The organism is Lactobacillus sp. HMSC08B12 (genome assembly GCF_001808415.1).
GTDB lineage: Bacteria > Bacillota > Bacilli > Lactobacillales > Lactobacillaceae > Lactobacillus > Lactobacillus delbrueckii.
Map to the genome: position 1 here is coordinate 1 of NZ_KV793161.1, position 14,777 is coordinate 14,777.

The following is a 14,777-nucleotide window of genomic DNA, read 5'->3' on the forward strand; positions in this document are numbered from 1 at the left end:
CGTTGATAACACTTGACTTAGAGTAGAAAATAAAAGGACCCCCGAAGGAGTCCTTAAATTATCATCTGGATTCTTAAGCCCACTTGCTGGCAAACTGCCGGCGCAAAGCCCCCAGCGCATCCTGCTGGAAGAGGCACTGGCCGTGGGCTTGGGCCTGCTGGAATTCGTCAGCGGACACCTGGCGGCCAAATTCATTGGCGATCGCCCAGGCATCAGCTGGCTTGATTTCCGCGTAATTCTCGTCCATAAAAGCCAGCTTGAGATAAAACTGCTGCTTGTAGTAGTAGACGCTGGACGCCAGGTCACTGACCTTGAGGCTGTCAGCCAAAGCCAGGAGGTCATCGATATCGTCAAAGACTAAAACATGGGTCTCCTGGTAACTCCAGTAGTCCTCGTAGTCTTCATCATCGGTGTTGCCCAGGTCCTGCATGATCACCGGGTCCATCTCAGTGTTAGCGTCATCAGCCGGGTTCAAGTCGGAAAAGGCCCAGTCATCTTCCTCAACCGCTTCCGCCATATCGTCTCCGACCCCATTGGCTTCAGGATCAAAGAAGCGCCGCATTTCTTCCGGCAGGTCGCTGCCTGCGTTCATCTTGGTAATCAGGAGATCGATCCCGCCATCGTTGGGCATGACCTGGAAAGTCACCGGCGCATCGCTGGCAAAGTCATTGTCCTCGTCCACTTCGCGGAGAACTGACAGGAAAAATTCCTGGACTCTTTCCCGGTTGCCGAGTAAATCCAAGATCTTCAAGCCCCGCTGGTTCAGATCCTCCCGGGTCATGCTTACGCGGAGCGTGTTCTCATTCACCTTTTCAACGCGCATCTTCATCCCTCCTTATATGTGTACCGTTATTGTAACCTAAAAAGCCAACAAAGCAAAAGCGTTAGCTTCTAGAAGCCAACGCCTGCAACTTTCTATTCTTAAATTAAAAATCCTGGTCTGCCAGGCGCTTAGCCCGGGCTATTTCCAGCCGGCGCACGCTGCGCGGCAGGAAGCGGCGGATTTCATCTTCATTGTAGCCAACCTGCATCCGGCGGTCATCCAAAATAATTGGCCGTCTCAGCAGGCTTGGGTTCTTTTCAATCAAATCGATCAGTTCATTCATTGAAATGTCGTCCAGGTCGATATTCAGCTCTTGGAAAGCCTTCGACCGTGTTGACACGATTTCTTCCGTGCCTTCTTCAGTCATTCTCAGAACATGAATGATTTCTTCCCGGTTCAAAGGATCTGAAATAATGTTTCTTTCCTTGTAGGGAATATTGTGCTGTTCAAGCCATTGCTTTGCCTTGCGGCATGAGGTGCAGCTTGGAGAAACATATAAATCTACCATTGTTACCACGCTCCTTTAAAATGAGATTGCATGAACACACATTCGTTGCTTACTATATAGTTTAGCATGGATACTTACAAAAAGGAAGGGGGTAATTGGCTTTCTTTTAAATTTCTTAATTAATCAAGAAAAAAGCGGTCAGCTCACGCTAATCGCTTTTAATTTGCTCTTTACTTGTCAGCCATCAAGTTCTTAACCAGTTCGATGTTGTCTTCGTTGGTCAATGATTCCTTGGTTGCCTTGTCAGCCAGGCTAGCGAGTTCTTCAGTTGAGAGCTTCTTCATTTCGTTTCTGATCCGCAGAATTGAAGTTGCGCTCATTGAGTATTCGTCCAAGCCCATGGAAAGCAGGATTGGGAACATGATTGAGTCACCAGCTGCTTCACCACACATCCCGCACCAGATACCAGCTTCGTGAGCTGAGTCGATCGTGTGCTTGATGAGGCGGAGAACTGACGGGTTGTATGGCTGGTAGAGGTAAGAAACGTTTTCGTTGCCCCGGTCAGCAGCCATAGTGTATTGGATCAAGTCGTTGGTCCCGATTGAGAAGAAGTCGACCTCCTTGGCAAATTGGTCTGCCAGAACGGCAGCTGCCGGAACTTCGATCATCATGCCGACTTGCAGGTCGTCGCCAACCTTGACGCCTTCCTTGACCAGCTTGTCCTTTTCTTCAGCCAAAACAGCCTTGGCTTGGTGAAGTTCGTCCAAAGTACCGATCATTGGGAACATGATCCCCAGCTTGCCGTAAGCTGATGCTCTCAGCAAGGCCCGCAGCTGGGTGCGGAAGATTTCCTTGTTTTTCAAGGACAGACGAACGGCCCGGATACCCAGGAATGGGTTCATTTCTTCTGGCAGGTCCCAGTAGGACAGGTGCTTGTCGCCACCGATGTCCATGGTTCTGATGATAACCTGCTTGCCGTTCATGCCTTCCAGAACCTTCTTGTAGGCTTCAAACTGGTCTTCTTCAGTTGGGAAGTCGTTTGAGTTCATGTACAAGAATTCAGTTCTGAACAAGCCGACTGCTTCAGCACCGTTTTCCAAAACGCCAGCCAGGTCGTCTGGAGTACCGATGTTGGCAGCGATCGTGAAGTGCTTGCCGTCAGCAGTTACTGATGGTTCGTCCTTCAACTTCCGCCATTCAGCCTTTTGCTTAGCGAAGTCGTCGCCCTTCTTGCGGTAGTCAGCCACTTGTTCTTCGCTTGGTTCAACGATAGCCACCCCATCCAAACCGTCAGCGATCAGCATTTGGCCGTTTTCTACAGAAGTGGTGATCTTTTCAGTCCCGACAACAGCTGGGATTTCCAAAGACCGGGCCATGATGGCTGAGTGGGCAGTCCGGCCGCCCAGGTCAGTTACGAAGCCCTTAACGTACTTCTTGTTCAATTGTGCCGTGTCACTTGGCGTCAAGTCTTCAGCCACTAGAACTACTTCGTGGTCGATGCTTGCCAAGTTAGGCAGTTCCTTGCCCAGCAAGTGCGCCATGATCCGCTTTGAAACGTCGCGGACGTCAGCTGCACGTTCTTGCATGTAGGCATTGTCAGTCATGCTTTGGAAGATAGTGATGAAGTTTTGGGCAACTTCATCCAAAGCTGCTTCACTGTTGACAGCGTCGCTCTTGATCTTGGCGCTGATCTGGCCAGTGAATTCAGGGTCTGACAGGAACATCAAGTGGGCGTCAAAGACTTGCGCTTCTTCTTCACCCAAGCTTTCTGCGGCAATCTTGCGGATGCTTTCCAATTCAGCTTGTGATTCGGCAACTGCCTTATCAAAGCGGGCTACTTCAGCTTCCACGTCAGCAACGGACTTCTTTTCAAAAGAAAGGTCCGGTTCGACCAGGAGGTAGGCTGGAGCAACAGCAACGCCGTCACTGGCTGCGATACCCCTCAAAGTTTCAGTCATTATTCAGCCAAACCTTCTTTTGACATAGTTTCAGCAATAGCTGCGATAGCTTCCTTTTCGTCATCGCCTTCAGCGCTGATAGTTACGTCTGCACCTTGGCCAACACCCAATGACATTACGCCCATGATTGACTTAAGGTTAACTGACTTACCGTTGTATTCAAGGTTGATGTCTGAACCAAACTTTGAAGCAGCTTGTACCAACAAGGTAGCTGGACGAGCGTGAATACCAGTTTCAGCGATAATGTGAAATTCTTTCTTTTCCATCGTAAATTATCTCCTTTAAAAATCAAGAATTGGGTACCAAAGTACCGTTTCTTTTAAAGAATAACATGTTTTCGAGGTCAATACAACTTAATTGTAAATGTTTTCATTAATATTTGGGCTTATTCTCTATCGAAGTATAGGTAATAACCCCGCCGCGGCCGGCCCGGCCGGTGATTTTCTTGTTTTTTCCGTAATTGCGCAGGCTCTGCTGGAAAGCAAACGCATCTTCCGGGTCATTCTGCGGGTCGATCTGGTACTCCAGCAAGTCGCCTGATACCAATTTCTCCAAAATATCAGTATAGTCCATATTAATGTCACAACCTCCTGTCCATTATTTTAGCGCAATTTTTTGTCAAAATTAAAGGAAGAAGTCTCAAAGGCCGGCTATTTTCTCCCCCGAGTCTTAGCACTTGACTAATTAGAGTGCTAAGCTCTATAATTTAGGCAGAGCTTTGATGAAAGGCGGTATTTTAACATGTTGTGTCAAAACTGCCACCAACGGCAGGCCTCGATACATCTTTACACGAAGATCAACGGCCAAAACAATGAAATAGACTTATGTCAGCAATGCTACCAAGAGTTAAGGAATCAACAAGGAAATCAAATGAATAATAACAACTTTTTCGGCGACTTTGACGACCTCTTCAATGCTTTGAACGGGCAGTCAAATGGCGCAAACCGTTACAACAACCAAAATCCATTCGGCCCGACCCCGGGCCGGGGCGGCAATGGCGGCGGCCAGTCCCTTCTTGACCAGTTCGGGACCGACTTAACAGCTCTGGCCAAGAAGGGCAAGATCGACCCAGTTATCGGCCGGGACCGGGAAATCGCCCGGGTAATTGAAATCCTCAACCGGCGGACCAAGAACAACCCAGTCCTGATCGGGGAAGCCGGGGTCGGCAAGACCGCGGTCGTTGAAGGCCTGGCCCAGGACATCGTGGACGGGTCAGTTCCAGCCAAGTTACAAAACAAGCGGATCATCTCCCTCAACATGGTTTCCATGGTCCAAGGGACCGGGATCCGGGGCCAGTTTGAGCAAAGAATGCAGCAGCTGATCAAGGAACTGCAGAGCCAGCCGGACATCATCCTCTTTATCGACGAAATCCATGAAATCGTCGGCGCCGGCAATTCTGAAGGCGGCATGGACGCCGGCAACATCATCAAGCCGGCTCTGGCCAGAGGTGAGCTGCAGTTAGTCGGGGCTACGACTATCAAGGAATTCCGGGAAATCGAAAAGGACTCCGCCCTGGCCCGGCGCTTCCAGCCAGTTGAAGTCAAGGAACCAAGCATCGACGAGACAATCAAGATCCTCAAGGGGATCCAGAAGCGCTACGAGGACTACCACCACGTCAAATACACTGACGACGCCATCGAAGCCGCCGTCAAGCTGTCTGCCCGCTACATCCAGGACCGCTTCCTGCCAGACAAGGCCATCGACCTTCTGGACGAAGCCGGGTCAAGAATGAACCTGACCATCCCTTACATCGATAAGGAAAAGATCCAGGAAAGAATCGACGCGGCTGAGAAGCTCAAGCAGGATGCCTTGAAGAACGAAGACTACGAAAAGGCTGCCTACTACCGCGACCAGATCGAAAAATACGAGAAGCTGAAGGACCAAAACGTCGACCCGGACAAGACCCCAACCATTACGGCCAAGGTCATGGACAAGATCGTGGAAGAAAAGACCAACATCCCGGTCGGCGACATCCAGGCACAAGAAGAAAACCAGCTGATCAACCTAGCCAGCGACCTCAAGGCTAAGGTTATCGGCCAGGACGAGGCCGTTGACAAGGTGGCCCGGGCCATCAGAAGAAACCGGATCGGCTTCAACAAGTCCGGCCGGCCAATCGGCTCCTTCCTCTTTGTTGGCCCGACCGGGGTCGGCAAGACCGAGCTGGCCAAGCAGCTGGCCTTGAAGATGTTCGGCAGCGAAGACGCCATGATCCGCTTCGACATGTCCGAATTCATGGAGCAATACTCCGTCTCCAAATTGATTGGGTCTGCCCCGGGTTATGTCGGCTATGAAGAAGCCGGCCAATTGACCGAACGGGTCCGCCACAACCCATACAGCTTGATCCTTTTGGACGAAGTTGAAAAGGCCCACCCGGATGTTTTGAACCTCTTCTTGCAGATTCTTGACGACGGCCGCTTGACCGACTCACAAGGGCGGACTGTTTCCTTCAAGGACACGATCATCATCATGACCTCAAACGCCGGCCAGGGAATCAAGACGGCCAGCGTAGGCTTCGCGGCAGAAAACAACAAGAATGAAGCTGAAGAAACCCGCAAGGTGATGAGCCAGTACTTCAAGCCGGAATTCCTGAACCGTTTTGACGACATCATCCAGTTCCACCCATTGAGCAAGGGCAACCTCCTGCAGATCGTCAACCTCCTTTTGGACAAGACCAATGCCATGGTCAGCGACCAGGGCCTGCACATCAAGGTTACCGACGCGGCCAAGGACAAGCTGGTTGAGGAAGGCTACGATCCGGAAATGGGCGCTCGTCCGCTTCGCCGGGTCATCCAGGAAGAAATTGAAGACAAGGTGGCCGACTACAAGCTGGACCACACTGAAGCCAAGCAATTAGTGGCGGACTTAAAGGACGGGGAAATCACGATTTTCGAAGAAGTTCCCGCCCTGCCAGTCACTGAAGCAAGCAAAGAAAAATAACTATCTCTGAGCAGAAAAAACAAGGATTATCCAAAAAGGATCCTTGTTTTTTCTTGAATGCGTTATAATGAAAGTTAGGGGAATATCAGAGACAAATAGAAACGGGTGAAGTTTTATGCACTTAATTGATGTTACTAATAGCTATGCCGAATTAGTTCACAGTCAGCTAAATACTACGAGCGTGAACTACGTGAAAGTTTACTCCCTAGGCAACACTACCGTAGTTTATACCGAAAGCCCAATCGCCATCGGGATCGTTCTGGAAAACCACCACCGCAAGATCCGCGAGGAAGAACTCGAATTTGTAATCAAGCGGCTGATTCCCGACCAGACTAGCTATCAGCTTACGGTTGACAAGCACCGCCGAGTCGTCGAAATCCACGTTGACAAGTAATCCCTGCAAAAAGAGCCCACTGGGCTCTTTTTTTCTTCCCTGTCTTCTTTCCTTATTCCTTTCAGCAAAATTCAAAAAATACTTGTTTTTTAGCAAAATTACAGATTAACTTGCGAAAAACAGCCTTTTTTTAAAAAAATTGCCAAAAATTGACCTATGTCAATTTTTTTATAAAAAATAGTTCTATAATCTGCTTTGAGTACTAGAAAGTGCTTTTAGAAAAGAAAGTGAATGTGTAAAAAGCAGCAATTTTAAACTGTTGATTTAGTAAAAATAAGGAGGCACTGATCATGACAGTTTATCCGGATTACTTTTATTCTGAAAAAGACTTTGATAAGAGCCACATGGGCTACAAGCCGCTGACCATTCCAGCTGGCGTTGAGGCCCAGCCTTTGGCCGTTCCCCCGCTTTTAGCGCCGGACAAGGTTGACGGCAATGACATCTACTACACCATCGAGGCCCAGGAAGGCGAAAGCCAGATCCTGCCAGGCAAGAAGACCAAGACCTGGGGCTACAACGCTCCCCTTTTGGGCCAGACCCTGGTAGTCAAGACCGGGCAAAGAGTCCACGTGCGTTTGAAGAACAGCCTGCCTGTCCTCACTTCATTCCATTGGCACGGCATGGAAGTTCCGGGACCAATTACTGACGGCGGCTGCCACGCCCCAGTATACCCTGGCGAAGAAAAAGACATCGAATTTACGGTCAAGCAGCCAGCCGCTCTGACCTGGCTGCACGCCCACCCATGTCCGTCAACGGCCATGCAGGTCTGGATGGGCCTGGCCATGGGGGTTGTGGTTACTGACGACAACGAAGCCCGCCTGCCGATTCCAAAGAACTACGGGGTTGACGAATTCCCGATCATCCTGCAAGACCGGACCTTCCACGACAACCAGCTCGACTACCGGGCTGACTACGACCCGATGGGGGTCTTTGGTGAAGTGCCTTTGATCAACGGCGTGGTCCGTCCTTACGTTGACGTGACGACCCAAAAGGTCCGTCTCCTCGTCTTGGGCGGGTCTGACCGCCGGGAATGGCGCCTGCACTTTGAAAACGACTTGACCATGACGCAAATCGGCGGGGACGACTCCTTCCTCAGACACCCGATTGACGTTAAGAAGCTTTTGATCGGGCCAGGGGAAAGACAACAAGTCATCGTTGACTTTGCCGGCTACAAGGAAGGCGACGTTGTCAGCCTCTACACTGACGACTTCAAGCTGGTTGAATTCCGCATCCACGCCTTTGAAAAAGACGACCGTGAACTGCCATTCAACATCTTCACTCCGGACGACCCGGCTGTGAACAGCGAAGCGCCAGTCCGCCACGTAACCATGGACGACCACGACAAGATCAACGGTCTCCGTTTCTCCATGGAAAGAATCGACATGAAGCAGACCTTGAACTCAGTTGAATACTGGGACGTAACCAATACCAACAACTCTGCTTCAGGGATGCTGCATCCCTTCCACATCCACGGGGCCCACTTCCTGGTTGTTTCCCGCAACGGGCAAAAGCCTAACCCGAACGAAATCAATGTCTACAAGGACACTATTGAAGTCGGCCCAGGCGAAACTGTCCGCCTGAAGGTCTACTTCCAAAACGCCGGGGTCTTCATGTACCACTGCCACATCATCGAGCACGAAGATGCCGGCATGATGGCCCAGATCCAAATCGTTGACCCGAAGGATCCGGACAAGACCTACAAGCTGATGGACATGGAAACCATCACCAACGCCTTTGCAGAAGAAATGGGCGTTGAACCAGGCGAAGTCTTCATGCCAGGGATGGACGTTGAAGACATGGACATGGGTGCCTGCTTCCACGCGGCTGAAGCTTCGACCAGCCGCCGCTTGGTCGAAGCCGTTACTGCCGCTTCAAGAGCAGGTCATGAAGGCCACCACGACGCGACCAGCGGGGCCAGCCACCACTAAAAAACTTGTAGGATCAGAATTATGATGAACAACAACCTTTACTTGAAGATTTTATGGGTCTTACTGTACGGCATCGTCGCCTTCTACACCTTTACCGACAAGACGATGATGGCCATGTACTGGATGGCCGGGGTAATGTTTGCCCAAGCGGTCCTTGACCTCGTTTACTACTTTTTGCCAAAGAGCAAAACAGAAATGACTGAATGCTAGTCAGTCAAACCAATCATGCGCAAGAAAAACGATGCCGCGCGGCATCGTTTTTCTTGTTTGCTATCTTCTTTTGCTGATTTGTTTTTACTTGCTTCTTTGCATTACAGCTTTTCCGTCAGTTCCACATCCGGGTACTTGTCGTGGAACCAGCGTTCAGCAAAGGCGTTCTCAAAGAGGAAGAGAGGATTGCCAAAGCGGTCCTTGACCAGGAGGTTCCGGCTAGAAGACATCTTCGGGTCCAGCTGGTCCGGGTTGATCCAACGGGCTACCCGGTGGCCGATGGAAGTCATTTCAACTTCAGAGTTGTATTCGTTCTTCATCCGGTACTGGAAGACTTCAAACTGCAGCTGGCCAACCGCCCCCAAAATGTAGTCGTCGGTCTGGTAGTTGCGGTAGAGCTGGACAGCCCCTTCTTGAACCAGCTGGTTCATCCCCTTGTGGAAGGACTTCTGCTTCATGACGTTCTTTGGTGAAACCCGCATGAAGAGTTCCGGGGTAAATTCCGGCAGCGGCGGGAATTCCAGCTTGCGCTTGCCAGCGTAGATAGAGTCCCCGATCTGGAAGTTGCCAGTGTCGTAGAGGCCGACAATGTCCCCGGCCACGGCTTCAGAAACCTGGACCCGGGCACTGGATTCAAATTCAACGGCATTGTTCAAGCGGACCTGCTTGCCGGTTCTGGCCAGGGTTACGTCCAGGCCCTTGCTGAATTCCCCGCTGCAGACCCGGACAAAAGCAATCCGGTCTCTGTGCTGGGGGTTCATGTTGGCCTGGATCTTGAAGATGAAGCCGGAGAATTCGTCATCATCTGGCTTCAGTTCTTCATCCCCGTTGACTTTGTGCTCGCCTGGCGCTGGTGCCAGGTCAACGAATTGTTCCAGGAAAGTTTCTACCCCGAAGTTGGTCAAGGCTGACCCGAAGAAGACTGGAGTCTGCTGGCCGGCCAAAACCTTTGCCCGGTCAAAGCTGGCCCCGGCCCCTTCCAAAAGCTCGATTTCACCCAAGGTTTCTTCAAACTGCGGGTCATCGGCCAAAGAACTGCCGGCTGGCGCCTTTCCGTCTGCTAAAGCGATAAAGCGGTCCTGCCCTTCTTCCGGGTGGTAGAGTTCAACCCGCTGGTTGGCCAGGTCGTAAAGGCCCAGCAGGCTCTGCCCCATCCCGATCGGCCAGTTCATGGCCACACCTTCAATGCCCAGGACTTCTTCCAGTTCAGCGACCAGGTCCAGGGGTTCCCGGCCGTCCCGGTCCAGCTTGTTCATGAAGGTAAAGACCGGGATTCCCCTTTGCCGCACGACCTTGAAGAGCTTCTTGGTCTGCGGCTCGATCCCGCGGGCGGAGTCGATAACCATGACCGCGGCGTCAACCGCCATCAAAGTCCGGTAGGTGTCTTCTGAGAAGTCCTGGTGGCCTGGGGTGTCCAGGATGTTGATCCGCTTGCCCTGGTATTCAAACTGCATAACGGATGAGGTAACGGAAATCCCACGCTTCTTTTCGATTTCCATCCAGTCACTGGTGGCGTAGTTCCCGGTCTTGCGGGCCTTAACGGTCCCGGCGCTGCGGATCACCCCACCCAAGAGCAGCATTTGTTCCGTAATCGTCGTCTTACCGGCGTCGGGGTGGGAAATGATTGCGAAAGTCCGCCGCTTGTTTACTTTGTCTAAAAGTTCTTTGTTCATTATTCTTCAGTTTCTTCCTCGTAATTTTCTTCTGGCAGGGTCAACAAGACAGTTAAGAGCCGCGACCCCCGCATTCTTCTGGTCGTCAAAACCATGCCGTTGTCCAGGGGCACTTCCAGCTGCTCGCCTCTGCCCGGGATCACGCCAAGTTTGGTGATCATATAGCCGGCCAGGGTGTCAACGTCTTCCATTTCCAGGTCGGTGCCAAAGCGGTCGTTGAAGTCGGTCAAAGGCATCTTGCCGTAAATGTCAAATTGCCGGTCATTCAGCTGCCGGACCAAAACTTCTGCCTTGTCGACCTCGTCGTCAATGTCGCCAACGATTTCTTCCAGCAAGTCCTCGATGCTGGCCAGGCCGGTCACCCCGCCATATTCATCAGTTAGGATGGCCAATTGCTGCTGGCTGGTCTGCATCTGCACCAGCAAGTCGTCCAGCTCGATCGTTTCCGGGGCAAAAAGGGGCGGGGAAATCAAGCGGTCATAAGTCAGCTGGTCAAAGCCGTGCTGGCGGGCCTCTCTAAGAATGGTACGGATGTGGATGACACCCACGATCTGGTCCTTGTCCTGGCGATAGACGGGAATTCTTGAATAAGGCTGGCGGAGGATGTCATCCAGGTTTTCCTCCAGGTCGTCCTCAATGTCGATCATGAAGGCGTCAGTCCGCGGCACCATGACTTCCCGGGCTACCTTGTCATGGAAAGCCATACTGCCCTCAATCATCGAATATTCAATATCAGTCAAAACATTGCCGGCATGCAGCTGGTCAATTTCTGCCTGCAGCTGGTCCTTGCCGCTTTCTTCATTGCTAGAAAAACGGCTTCTCAGTTTGCCAAACAGGCTGCCGGTCGCAGGGTCGCTTGTCATTTTCTTAACTCTCTTTCGTAAAATCCTTAAATATTTACATTATAGCATATGACCTTACGGGAATATGTTAAAATAGCCCAGTAGAAAGAGGTGTTTTACCATGAAAATGCGCCGCATTATGTTAGTTTTCGTCTTCCTGCTCTTGATCCCCTACATCTGCAGCCTGGCCATCATCGGGATCGGCTTTAACGCCCTGGTCCTGCACTCGACTGACCCCTTCCGCACGGCTGTAGGGGCCTTTGTCGGGGCCATCATCATGCTGGCCGTCAAGGCCACGATCCAGCGGCCCTTGAATTTGCTGGCCGGAGACATCTATGACAGCTTCCTGCAGCAGATTCTCCGCTTCTTCAGCATCCGCCGCCGGCCGCTCTTGCAGGTAGCCAACTTTATCCTGGACTTTGTCCTCTGCACCCTGGCCACGATCGTGATCCGCCTGCTTTTGCCCCTGGAATGGATCGTCGGCACCTCCATGGGCTTCGTCATCTTGGTCATGTTCATTTCAACTTGCCTGGGGGCCTATATCGAATACGACAACTTGTCCATTGACGCTGAAATCAAGCAATCCTAATTCTGACTGACCGGGAGGTAAAGGCTCTTGGTCAGTTTTTTACTGCCTAAATCCAGCTGGCGGAGGATATAAGGGTTAGGATTCTCCTCCAGCTGAGCCTGGAAGTCGCTGCCTAAGTCGCCCGCTTCATCCAAAAAGCGGGGCAGTTCAAAGTTCAGGGGCAGGTCGAAATAGGCCGCGTTGGCCGTCTCTTCTTTTTGGAAAACCCGGGCGCTTGGCAGGGAAAACTTGAGCAGGCCGCTAACTTCGCTATCCTTAGGCGCGATCACCCCGTACCAGTACATGAAGTTTTCCGGGCCAAAAACGATCAAGGACGCCCGCTGCCCGGCAAGGCCGGCCTCTTTGACAAAGGCTTGAAAGGCCGGGTCAGCTTCCAGTTCCTGGTTGGCGGCCGCGAAGGTCCCGTTTGCATCCATCATCCGGTCAGGAAAGGCCTTGCCGATAAAAGTAAGTTCGTTGATTTCTGTCTGCATCTCTTTACTTCTTTCTATTTTCTAATATTCTTCCAGTTCTTCTAAAGGAATGATTTCCCCGGCCAAAAAGGCGCTGATTTCATCCCCGGAAAAGCCGTGGCTGTACAGATACTGCCGCATCTTCTGCTCCCTTACGCCTGGCTCATAGCGCTTGAAGCGCTTGTAGGCCTTAAGGCCCTGCTTGGCCAGAGCCGCTCTTTCCTGGTCCTCATCTGCTTCCGGGACTAAATCCTGGGTCACGGCCTGGGCCAGGGAGCCGGAGAAGCCGTGGCTGAGCAGTTTAGTCTGCATCTTGCGGTCGACTTCCCGCTTGGCAATCTTCCCCTGCTGGCCCAAAAGTGACTTGACCAGGCGCTTGCCAACCCCGGCCCATTCCTCATCAGTCACGTCTGCCAGGGCAGCTTCGATTAAGTCATCGTCAACGCCCTTTTTCTTTAAGTCCCGGCGGACAGCCCCTGGTCCATTCTTGCCGACCTGGAGGTTATTTTTGACAAAAAGGCGGGCATAAGCCGCGTCTTCCAGGTAGCCCAGCTGGGTCAGCTCGTTAACGGCCCGCTTGGCCGCTGACCGGGAAATTTCATGCTGGCTGAGGTAGTCAGTCACTTCCTTGACCGTCCGGGGCTGGTAGGACAGGTATCTGGCCGCCAGGTCGCTGGCCTTGGCGCTGGCTTCATAGTCCAGGATTTCATTGATCTTCTGGGGGCTAAGCTCCTGGCCCTTGAGCAGGACAAATTCCGCCAGGGTCTTCTCGCTGACGGAAAAGGCGTATTCCTGGTCCAAAAAAATATTGTAGCGCCCCTGCCGCTTTTGTGCACTAACTTTCGTGATAATGGCCATTTTTTCCTCCTTTTTGGCAAATCTGGTAACTCTATCTTAGCAAATTGCCGCAAAAGCTGCGAAAAACTTGCGCTCCTTTTAAAAAGCCCTGTATAATAGTATGTTACGAAGTTTCCAGTTATTTTTATTGTAGAAAGAATAGACAAAGAAGAAGGCTCACATGCAGAAAAAACATTTTTCAAAAAACGCTTCTAAAGAGCGGCACGTCATCATCACCATCAAGCGGCTGGGGATCAACGGTGAAGGGATCGGCTACTACAAGCGCAAGATCATCTTCATCCCCGGCGCCCTGCCAGACGAAGTCGTGGTGGCCAAGATCGTCAAGGACCACCCCCAATACCTGGAAGGTGAATTAGTCCGGATCAAGGAAGCCAGCCAGGACCGGGTTCCCTTCCCATCCGGCGTTGACCCGAGAATCGGGGGCCTGGAACTGGCCCAACTGTCTTACGCGGGTCAGCTCAAGTTCAAGAAGGACAATCTGGTCTCTGCCCTTGAAAAGTACCACCCGCGCGGCTACAAGAACTACAAGATCAAGAACACCATCCCGGCCCCAGACCAGTGGCACTACCGGGCCAAGGCCCAGTACCAGATCGAACGGGAAAACCACCATGTTTCCCTGGGTCTGTACGCGCCTAACTCCCACCAATTGATCGACCTGCCGGAAATGCCGACCCAAAACGAGGACACCCAGGCAACTGAACGGGCCATCCGGGATCTGATTATCAAGCTCCGCGTCCCGATCGCCAACCGCCGGCGGAACTTGCCAGGCGTTAAGACTATTGTGGTCCGGCAGGCGGAAGCCAGCCAGGAGATGCAAGTTACCTTGATCACTGTTGGCCACAAGTTGGACAATCTGCTGCAGCTGGCTGACAAGATCATGCGCCTGCCAAAGGTCGTTTCCGTCTACCAAAACGAAACCGACTGGCAGAACCCGCAAGTCTGGGGGAACAAGACCAGCAAGCTCCGGGGCAAGAACCAGATCACGGAAGAGATCATGGGCAAGAAGTTTGACTTGAGTCCCCGGTCCTTCTTCCAGCTGAACCCGGTCCAGACGGCTACCCTGTATTCTGAAGCCTTGAAGCTGCTCAGCTTAACGCCGGACATGACCTTGATCGATGCTTACTCCGGGGTCGGCACCCTGGGGATCCTGGCGGCTGACCAGGTCAAGCAGGTGGTCGGGATCGAAAGCATCCCTGAAGCTGTTTTGGACGCCCAGCACAATGTTGAGATCAACCATGTCAGAAACGCAGAATACCTGCAGGGTAGCGTGGAAAAGCTCCTTCCCCGCTTGAAGGAAGACGGCCTGCCAATCGATGCCTTGATCGTCGACCCGCCGCGGACCGGCCTGGCCAAGTCCTTGATCAAGACCCTGCTCAGAGTCAAGCCGGCCAGCTTCGTCTACATTTCCTGCAACCCGTCCACCCTGGCCCAGGACCTGGTCCTTTTGGGCGAGGCTTACGACGTCCGGGTCATCGAAAACGTCGACATGCTGCCGCAGACCCCGCGCTGCGAGTGCATCGCCAAGCTGACCCTTCGCAAGTAGGAAGCACAAAAAGAAAATAAGCATTAGAAAAGGCGAGAAGATCAAATCTTCTCGCCTTTAAACTGCCCTCGGCAGTCTTTCCAAGTGGATGAGGTAGCTCATCAAATTAATAGTCACGATAT

General features: G+C 52.0%; 15 protein-coding genes. 6 read left to right on the forward strand and 9 right to left on the reverse strand.

Annotated features, from left to right (window positions below; genetic code table 11):
- Positions 1 to 73 precede the first annotated feature (73 nt).
- The 5 genes from HMPREF3168_RS05195 to HMPREF3168_RS05215 form a co-directional block, all read right to left on the reverse strand.
- Positions 74 to 823: an adaptor protein MecA gene (locus HMPREF3168_RS05195; protein ID WP_035162386.1), complete on the reverse strand. Its 750-nt coding sequence runs from the start codon at positions 821 to 823 to the stop codon at positions 74 to 76.
- A 103-nt stretch (positions 824 to 926) separates the two neighbouring features.
- On the reverse strand, positions 927 to 1,331 hold the full coding sequence (gene spxA / locus HMPREF3168_RS05200) for a transcriptional regulator SpxA (protein WP_003614101.1): 405 nt from the start codon (positions 1,329 to 1,331) through the stop codon (positions 927 to 929).
- Positions 1,332 to 1,501: 170 nt separating this feature from the next.
- Entirely contained in the window at positions 1,502 to 3,229 is a 1,728-nt protein-coding gene (ptsP, locus tag HMPREF3168_RS05205; RefSeq protein ID WP_016395723.1) for a phosphoenolpyruvate--protein phosphotransferase, read from the reverse strand.
- The gene (locus HMPREF3168_RS05210; RefSeq protein WP_002877930.1) at positions 3,229 to 3,495 is read right to left on the reverse strand and encodes a phosphocarrier protein HPr; all 267 of its coding nucleotides are present in this window, start codon (positions 3,493 to 3,495) and stop codon (positions 3,229 to 3,231) included. The genes ptsP and HMPREF3168_RS05210 overlap by 1 nt, the downstream gene beginning before the upstream one ends.
- 106 nt (positions 3,496 to 3,601) lie before the next feature.
- Positions 3,602 to 3,802: a hypothetical protein gene (locus HMPREF3168_RS05215; protein ID WP_016395724.1), complete on the reverse strand. Its 201-nt coding sequence runs from the start codon at positions 3,800 to 3,802 to the stop codon at positions 3,602 to 3,604.
- 168 nt (positions 3,803 to 3,970) lie between these two features.
- On the opposite strand from HMPREF3168_RS05215, the gene HMPREF3168_RS05220 reads away from it, so the two are divergent.
- The 4 genes from HMPREF3168_RS05220 to HMPREF3168_RS05235 all read left to right on the forward strand — a co-directional run bounded on the left by HMPREF3168_RS05220 (position 3,971) and on the right by HMPREF3168_RS05235 (position 8,698).
- A complete protein-coding gene (locus tag HMPREF3168_RS05220) occupies positions 3,971 to 6,166 on the forward strand; it encodes an ATP-dependent Clp protease ATP-binding subunit (RefSeq protein WP_035162369.1) in 2,196 nt (731 codons plus the stop codon).
- Between the two features lie 115 nt (positions 6,167 to 6,281).
- The gene (locus HMPREF3168_RS05225; protein WP_003617207.1) at positions 6,282 to 6,560 is read left to right on the forward strand and encodes a DUF1827 family protein; all 279 of its coding nucleotides are present in this window, start codon (positions 6,282 to 6,284) and stop codon (positions 6,558 to 6,560) included.
- 290 nt (positions 6,561 to 6,850) lie between these two features.
- Positions 6,851 to 8,488: a multicopper oxidase family protein gene (locus HMPREF3168_RS05230; RefSeq protein WP_070488854.1), complete on the forward strand. Its 1,638-nt coding sequence runs from the start codon at positions 6,851 to 6,853 to the stop codon at positions 8,486 to 8,488.
- 21 nt (positions 8,489 to 8,509) lie between these two features.
- Positions 8,510 to 8,698: a hypothetical protein gene (locus HMPREF3168_RS05235; protein WP_002877937.1), complete on the forward strand. Its 189-nt coding sequence runs from the start codon at positions 8,510 to 8,512 to the stop codon at positions 8,696 to 8,698.
- Between the two features lie 101 nt (positions 8,699 to 8,799).
- Here HMPREF3168_RS05235 and HMPREF3168_RS05240 read toward each other — a convergent pair whose 3' ends face one another.
- Positions 8,800 to 10,371: a peptide chain release factor 3 gene (locus HMPREF3168_RS05240; RefSeq protein WP_070488857.1), complete on the reverse strand. Its 1,572-nt coding sequence runs from the start codon at positions 10,369 to 10,371 to the stop codon at positions 8,800 to 8,802.
- Positions 10,371 to 11,234, reverse strand: a complete 864-nt coding sequence (locus HMPREF3168_RS05245; protein WP_003617197.1) for a hemolysin family protein — start codon at positions 11,232 to 11,234, stop codon at positions 10,371 to 10,373. The genes HMPREF3168_RS05240 and HMPREF3168_RS05245 overlap by 1 nt, the downstream gene beginning before the upstream one ends.
- A gap of 100 nt (positions 11,235 to 11,334) precedes the next feature.
- Between HMPREF3168_RS05245 and HMPREF3168_RS05250 the strand changes: the two genes are divergently transcribed.
- Entirely contained in the window at positions 11,335 to 11,802 is a 468-nt protein-coding gene (locus HMPREF3168_RS05250; protein ID WP_003612252.1) for a hypothetical protein, read from the forward strand.
- On the opposite strand, the gene HMPREF3168_RS05255 is transcribed toward HMPREF3168_RS05250, so the two are convergent.
- Together HMPREF3168_RS05255 and recX are read right to left on the reverse strand one after the other, a co-directional pair.
- On the reverse strand, positions 11,799 to 12,275 hold the full coding sequence (locus tag HMPREF3168_RS05255; protein ID WP_002877949.1) for a hypothetical protein: 477 nt from the start codon (positions 12,273 to 12,275) through the stop codon (positions 11,799 to 11,801). The genes HMPREF3168_RS05250 and HMPREF3168_RS05255 overlap by 4 nt on opposite strands.
- Before the next feature lie 21 nt (positions 12,276 to 12,296).
- On the reverse strand, positions 12,297 to 13,112 hold the full coding sequence (gene recX, locus HMPREF3168_RS05260) for a recombination regulator RecX (protein WP_002877951.1): 816 nt from the start codon (positions 13,110 to 13,112) through the stop codon (positions 12,297 to 12,299).
- A gap of 160 nt (positions 13,113 to 13,272) precedes the next feature.
- Between recX and rlmD the strand changes: the two genes are divergently transcribed.
- Complete coding sequence (gene rlmD, locus HMPREF3168_RS05265) at positions 13,273 to 14,655, forward strand: 23S rRNA (uracil(1939)-C(5))-methyltransferase RlmD (protein WP_070488860.1); 1,383 nt, start codon at positions 13,273 to 13,275, stop codon at positions 14,653 to 14,655.
- Positions 14,656 to 14,777 lie beyond the last annotated feature (122 nt).

Excerpts from the sequence above, each read along its gene's own strand:
- HMPREF3168_RS05210 (WP_002877930.1), bottom strand. The coding sequence starts at position 3,495 with ATGGAAAAGAAAGAATTTCACATTATCGCTGAAACTGGTATTCACGCT.
- spxA (WP_003614101.1), bottom strand. The coding sequence starts at position 1,331 with ATGGTAGATTTATATGTTTCTCCAAGCTGCACCTCATGCCGCAAGGCA.
- recX (WP_002877951.1), bottom strand. The coding sequence starts at position 13,112 with ATGGCCATTATCACGAAAGTTAGTGCACAAAAGCGGCAGGGGCGCTAC.
- ptsP (WP_016395723.1), bottom strand. The coding sequence starts at position 3,229 with ATGACTGAAACTTTGAGGGGTATCGCAGCCAGTGACGGCGTTGCTGTT.
- HMPREF3168_RS05250 (WP_003612252.1), top strand. The coding sequence starts at position 11,335 with ATGAAAATGCGCCGCATTATGTTAGTTTTCGTCTTCCTGCTCTTGATC.
- HMPREF3168_RS05245 (WP_003617197.1), bottom strand. The coding sequence starts at position 11,234 with ATGACAAGCGACCCTGCGACCGGCAGCCTGTTTGGCAAACTGAGAAGC.
- HMPREF3168_RS05220 (WP_035162369.1), top strand. The coding sequence starts at position 3,971 with ATGTTGTGTCAAAACTGCCACCAACGGCAGGCCTCGATACATCTTTAC.
- HMPREF3168_RS05240 (WP_070488857.1), bottom strand. The coding sequence starts at position 10,371 with ATGAACAAAGAACTTTTAGACAAAGTAAACAAGCGGCGGACTTTCGCA.
- HMPREF3168_RS05195 (WP_035162386.1), bottom strand. The coding sequence starts at position 823 with ATGCGCGTTGAAAAGGTGAATGAGAACACGCTCCGCGTAAGCATGACC.
- HMPREF3168_RS05235 (WP_002877937.1), top strand. The coding sequence starts at position 8,510 with ATGATGAACAACAACCTTTACTTGAAGATTTTATGGGTCTTACTGTAC.
- rlmD (WP_070488860.1), top strand. The coding sequence starts at position 13,273 with ATGCAGAAAAAACATTTTTCAAAAAACGCTTCTAAAGAGCGGCACGTC.
- HMPREF3168_RS05230 (WP_070488854.1), top strand. The coding sequence starts at position 6,851 with ATGACAGTTTATCCGGATTACTTTTATTCTGAAAAAGACTTTGATAAG.
- HMPREF3168_RS05225 (WP_003617207.1), top strand. The coding sequence starts at position 6,282 with ATGCACTTAATTGATGTTACTAATAGCTATGCCGAATTAGTTCACAGT.
- HMPREF3168_RS05215 (WP_016395724.1), bottom strand. The coding sequence starts at position 3,802 with ATGGACTATACTGATATTTTGGAGAAATTGGTATCAGGCGACTTGCTG.
- HMPREF3168_RS05255 (WP_002877949.1), bottom strand. The coding sequence starts at position 12,275 with ATGCAGACAGAAATCAACGAACTTACTTTTATCGGCAAGGCCTTTCCT.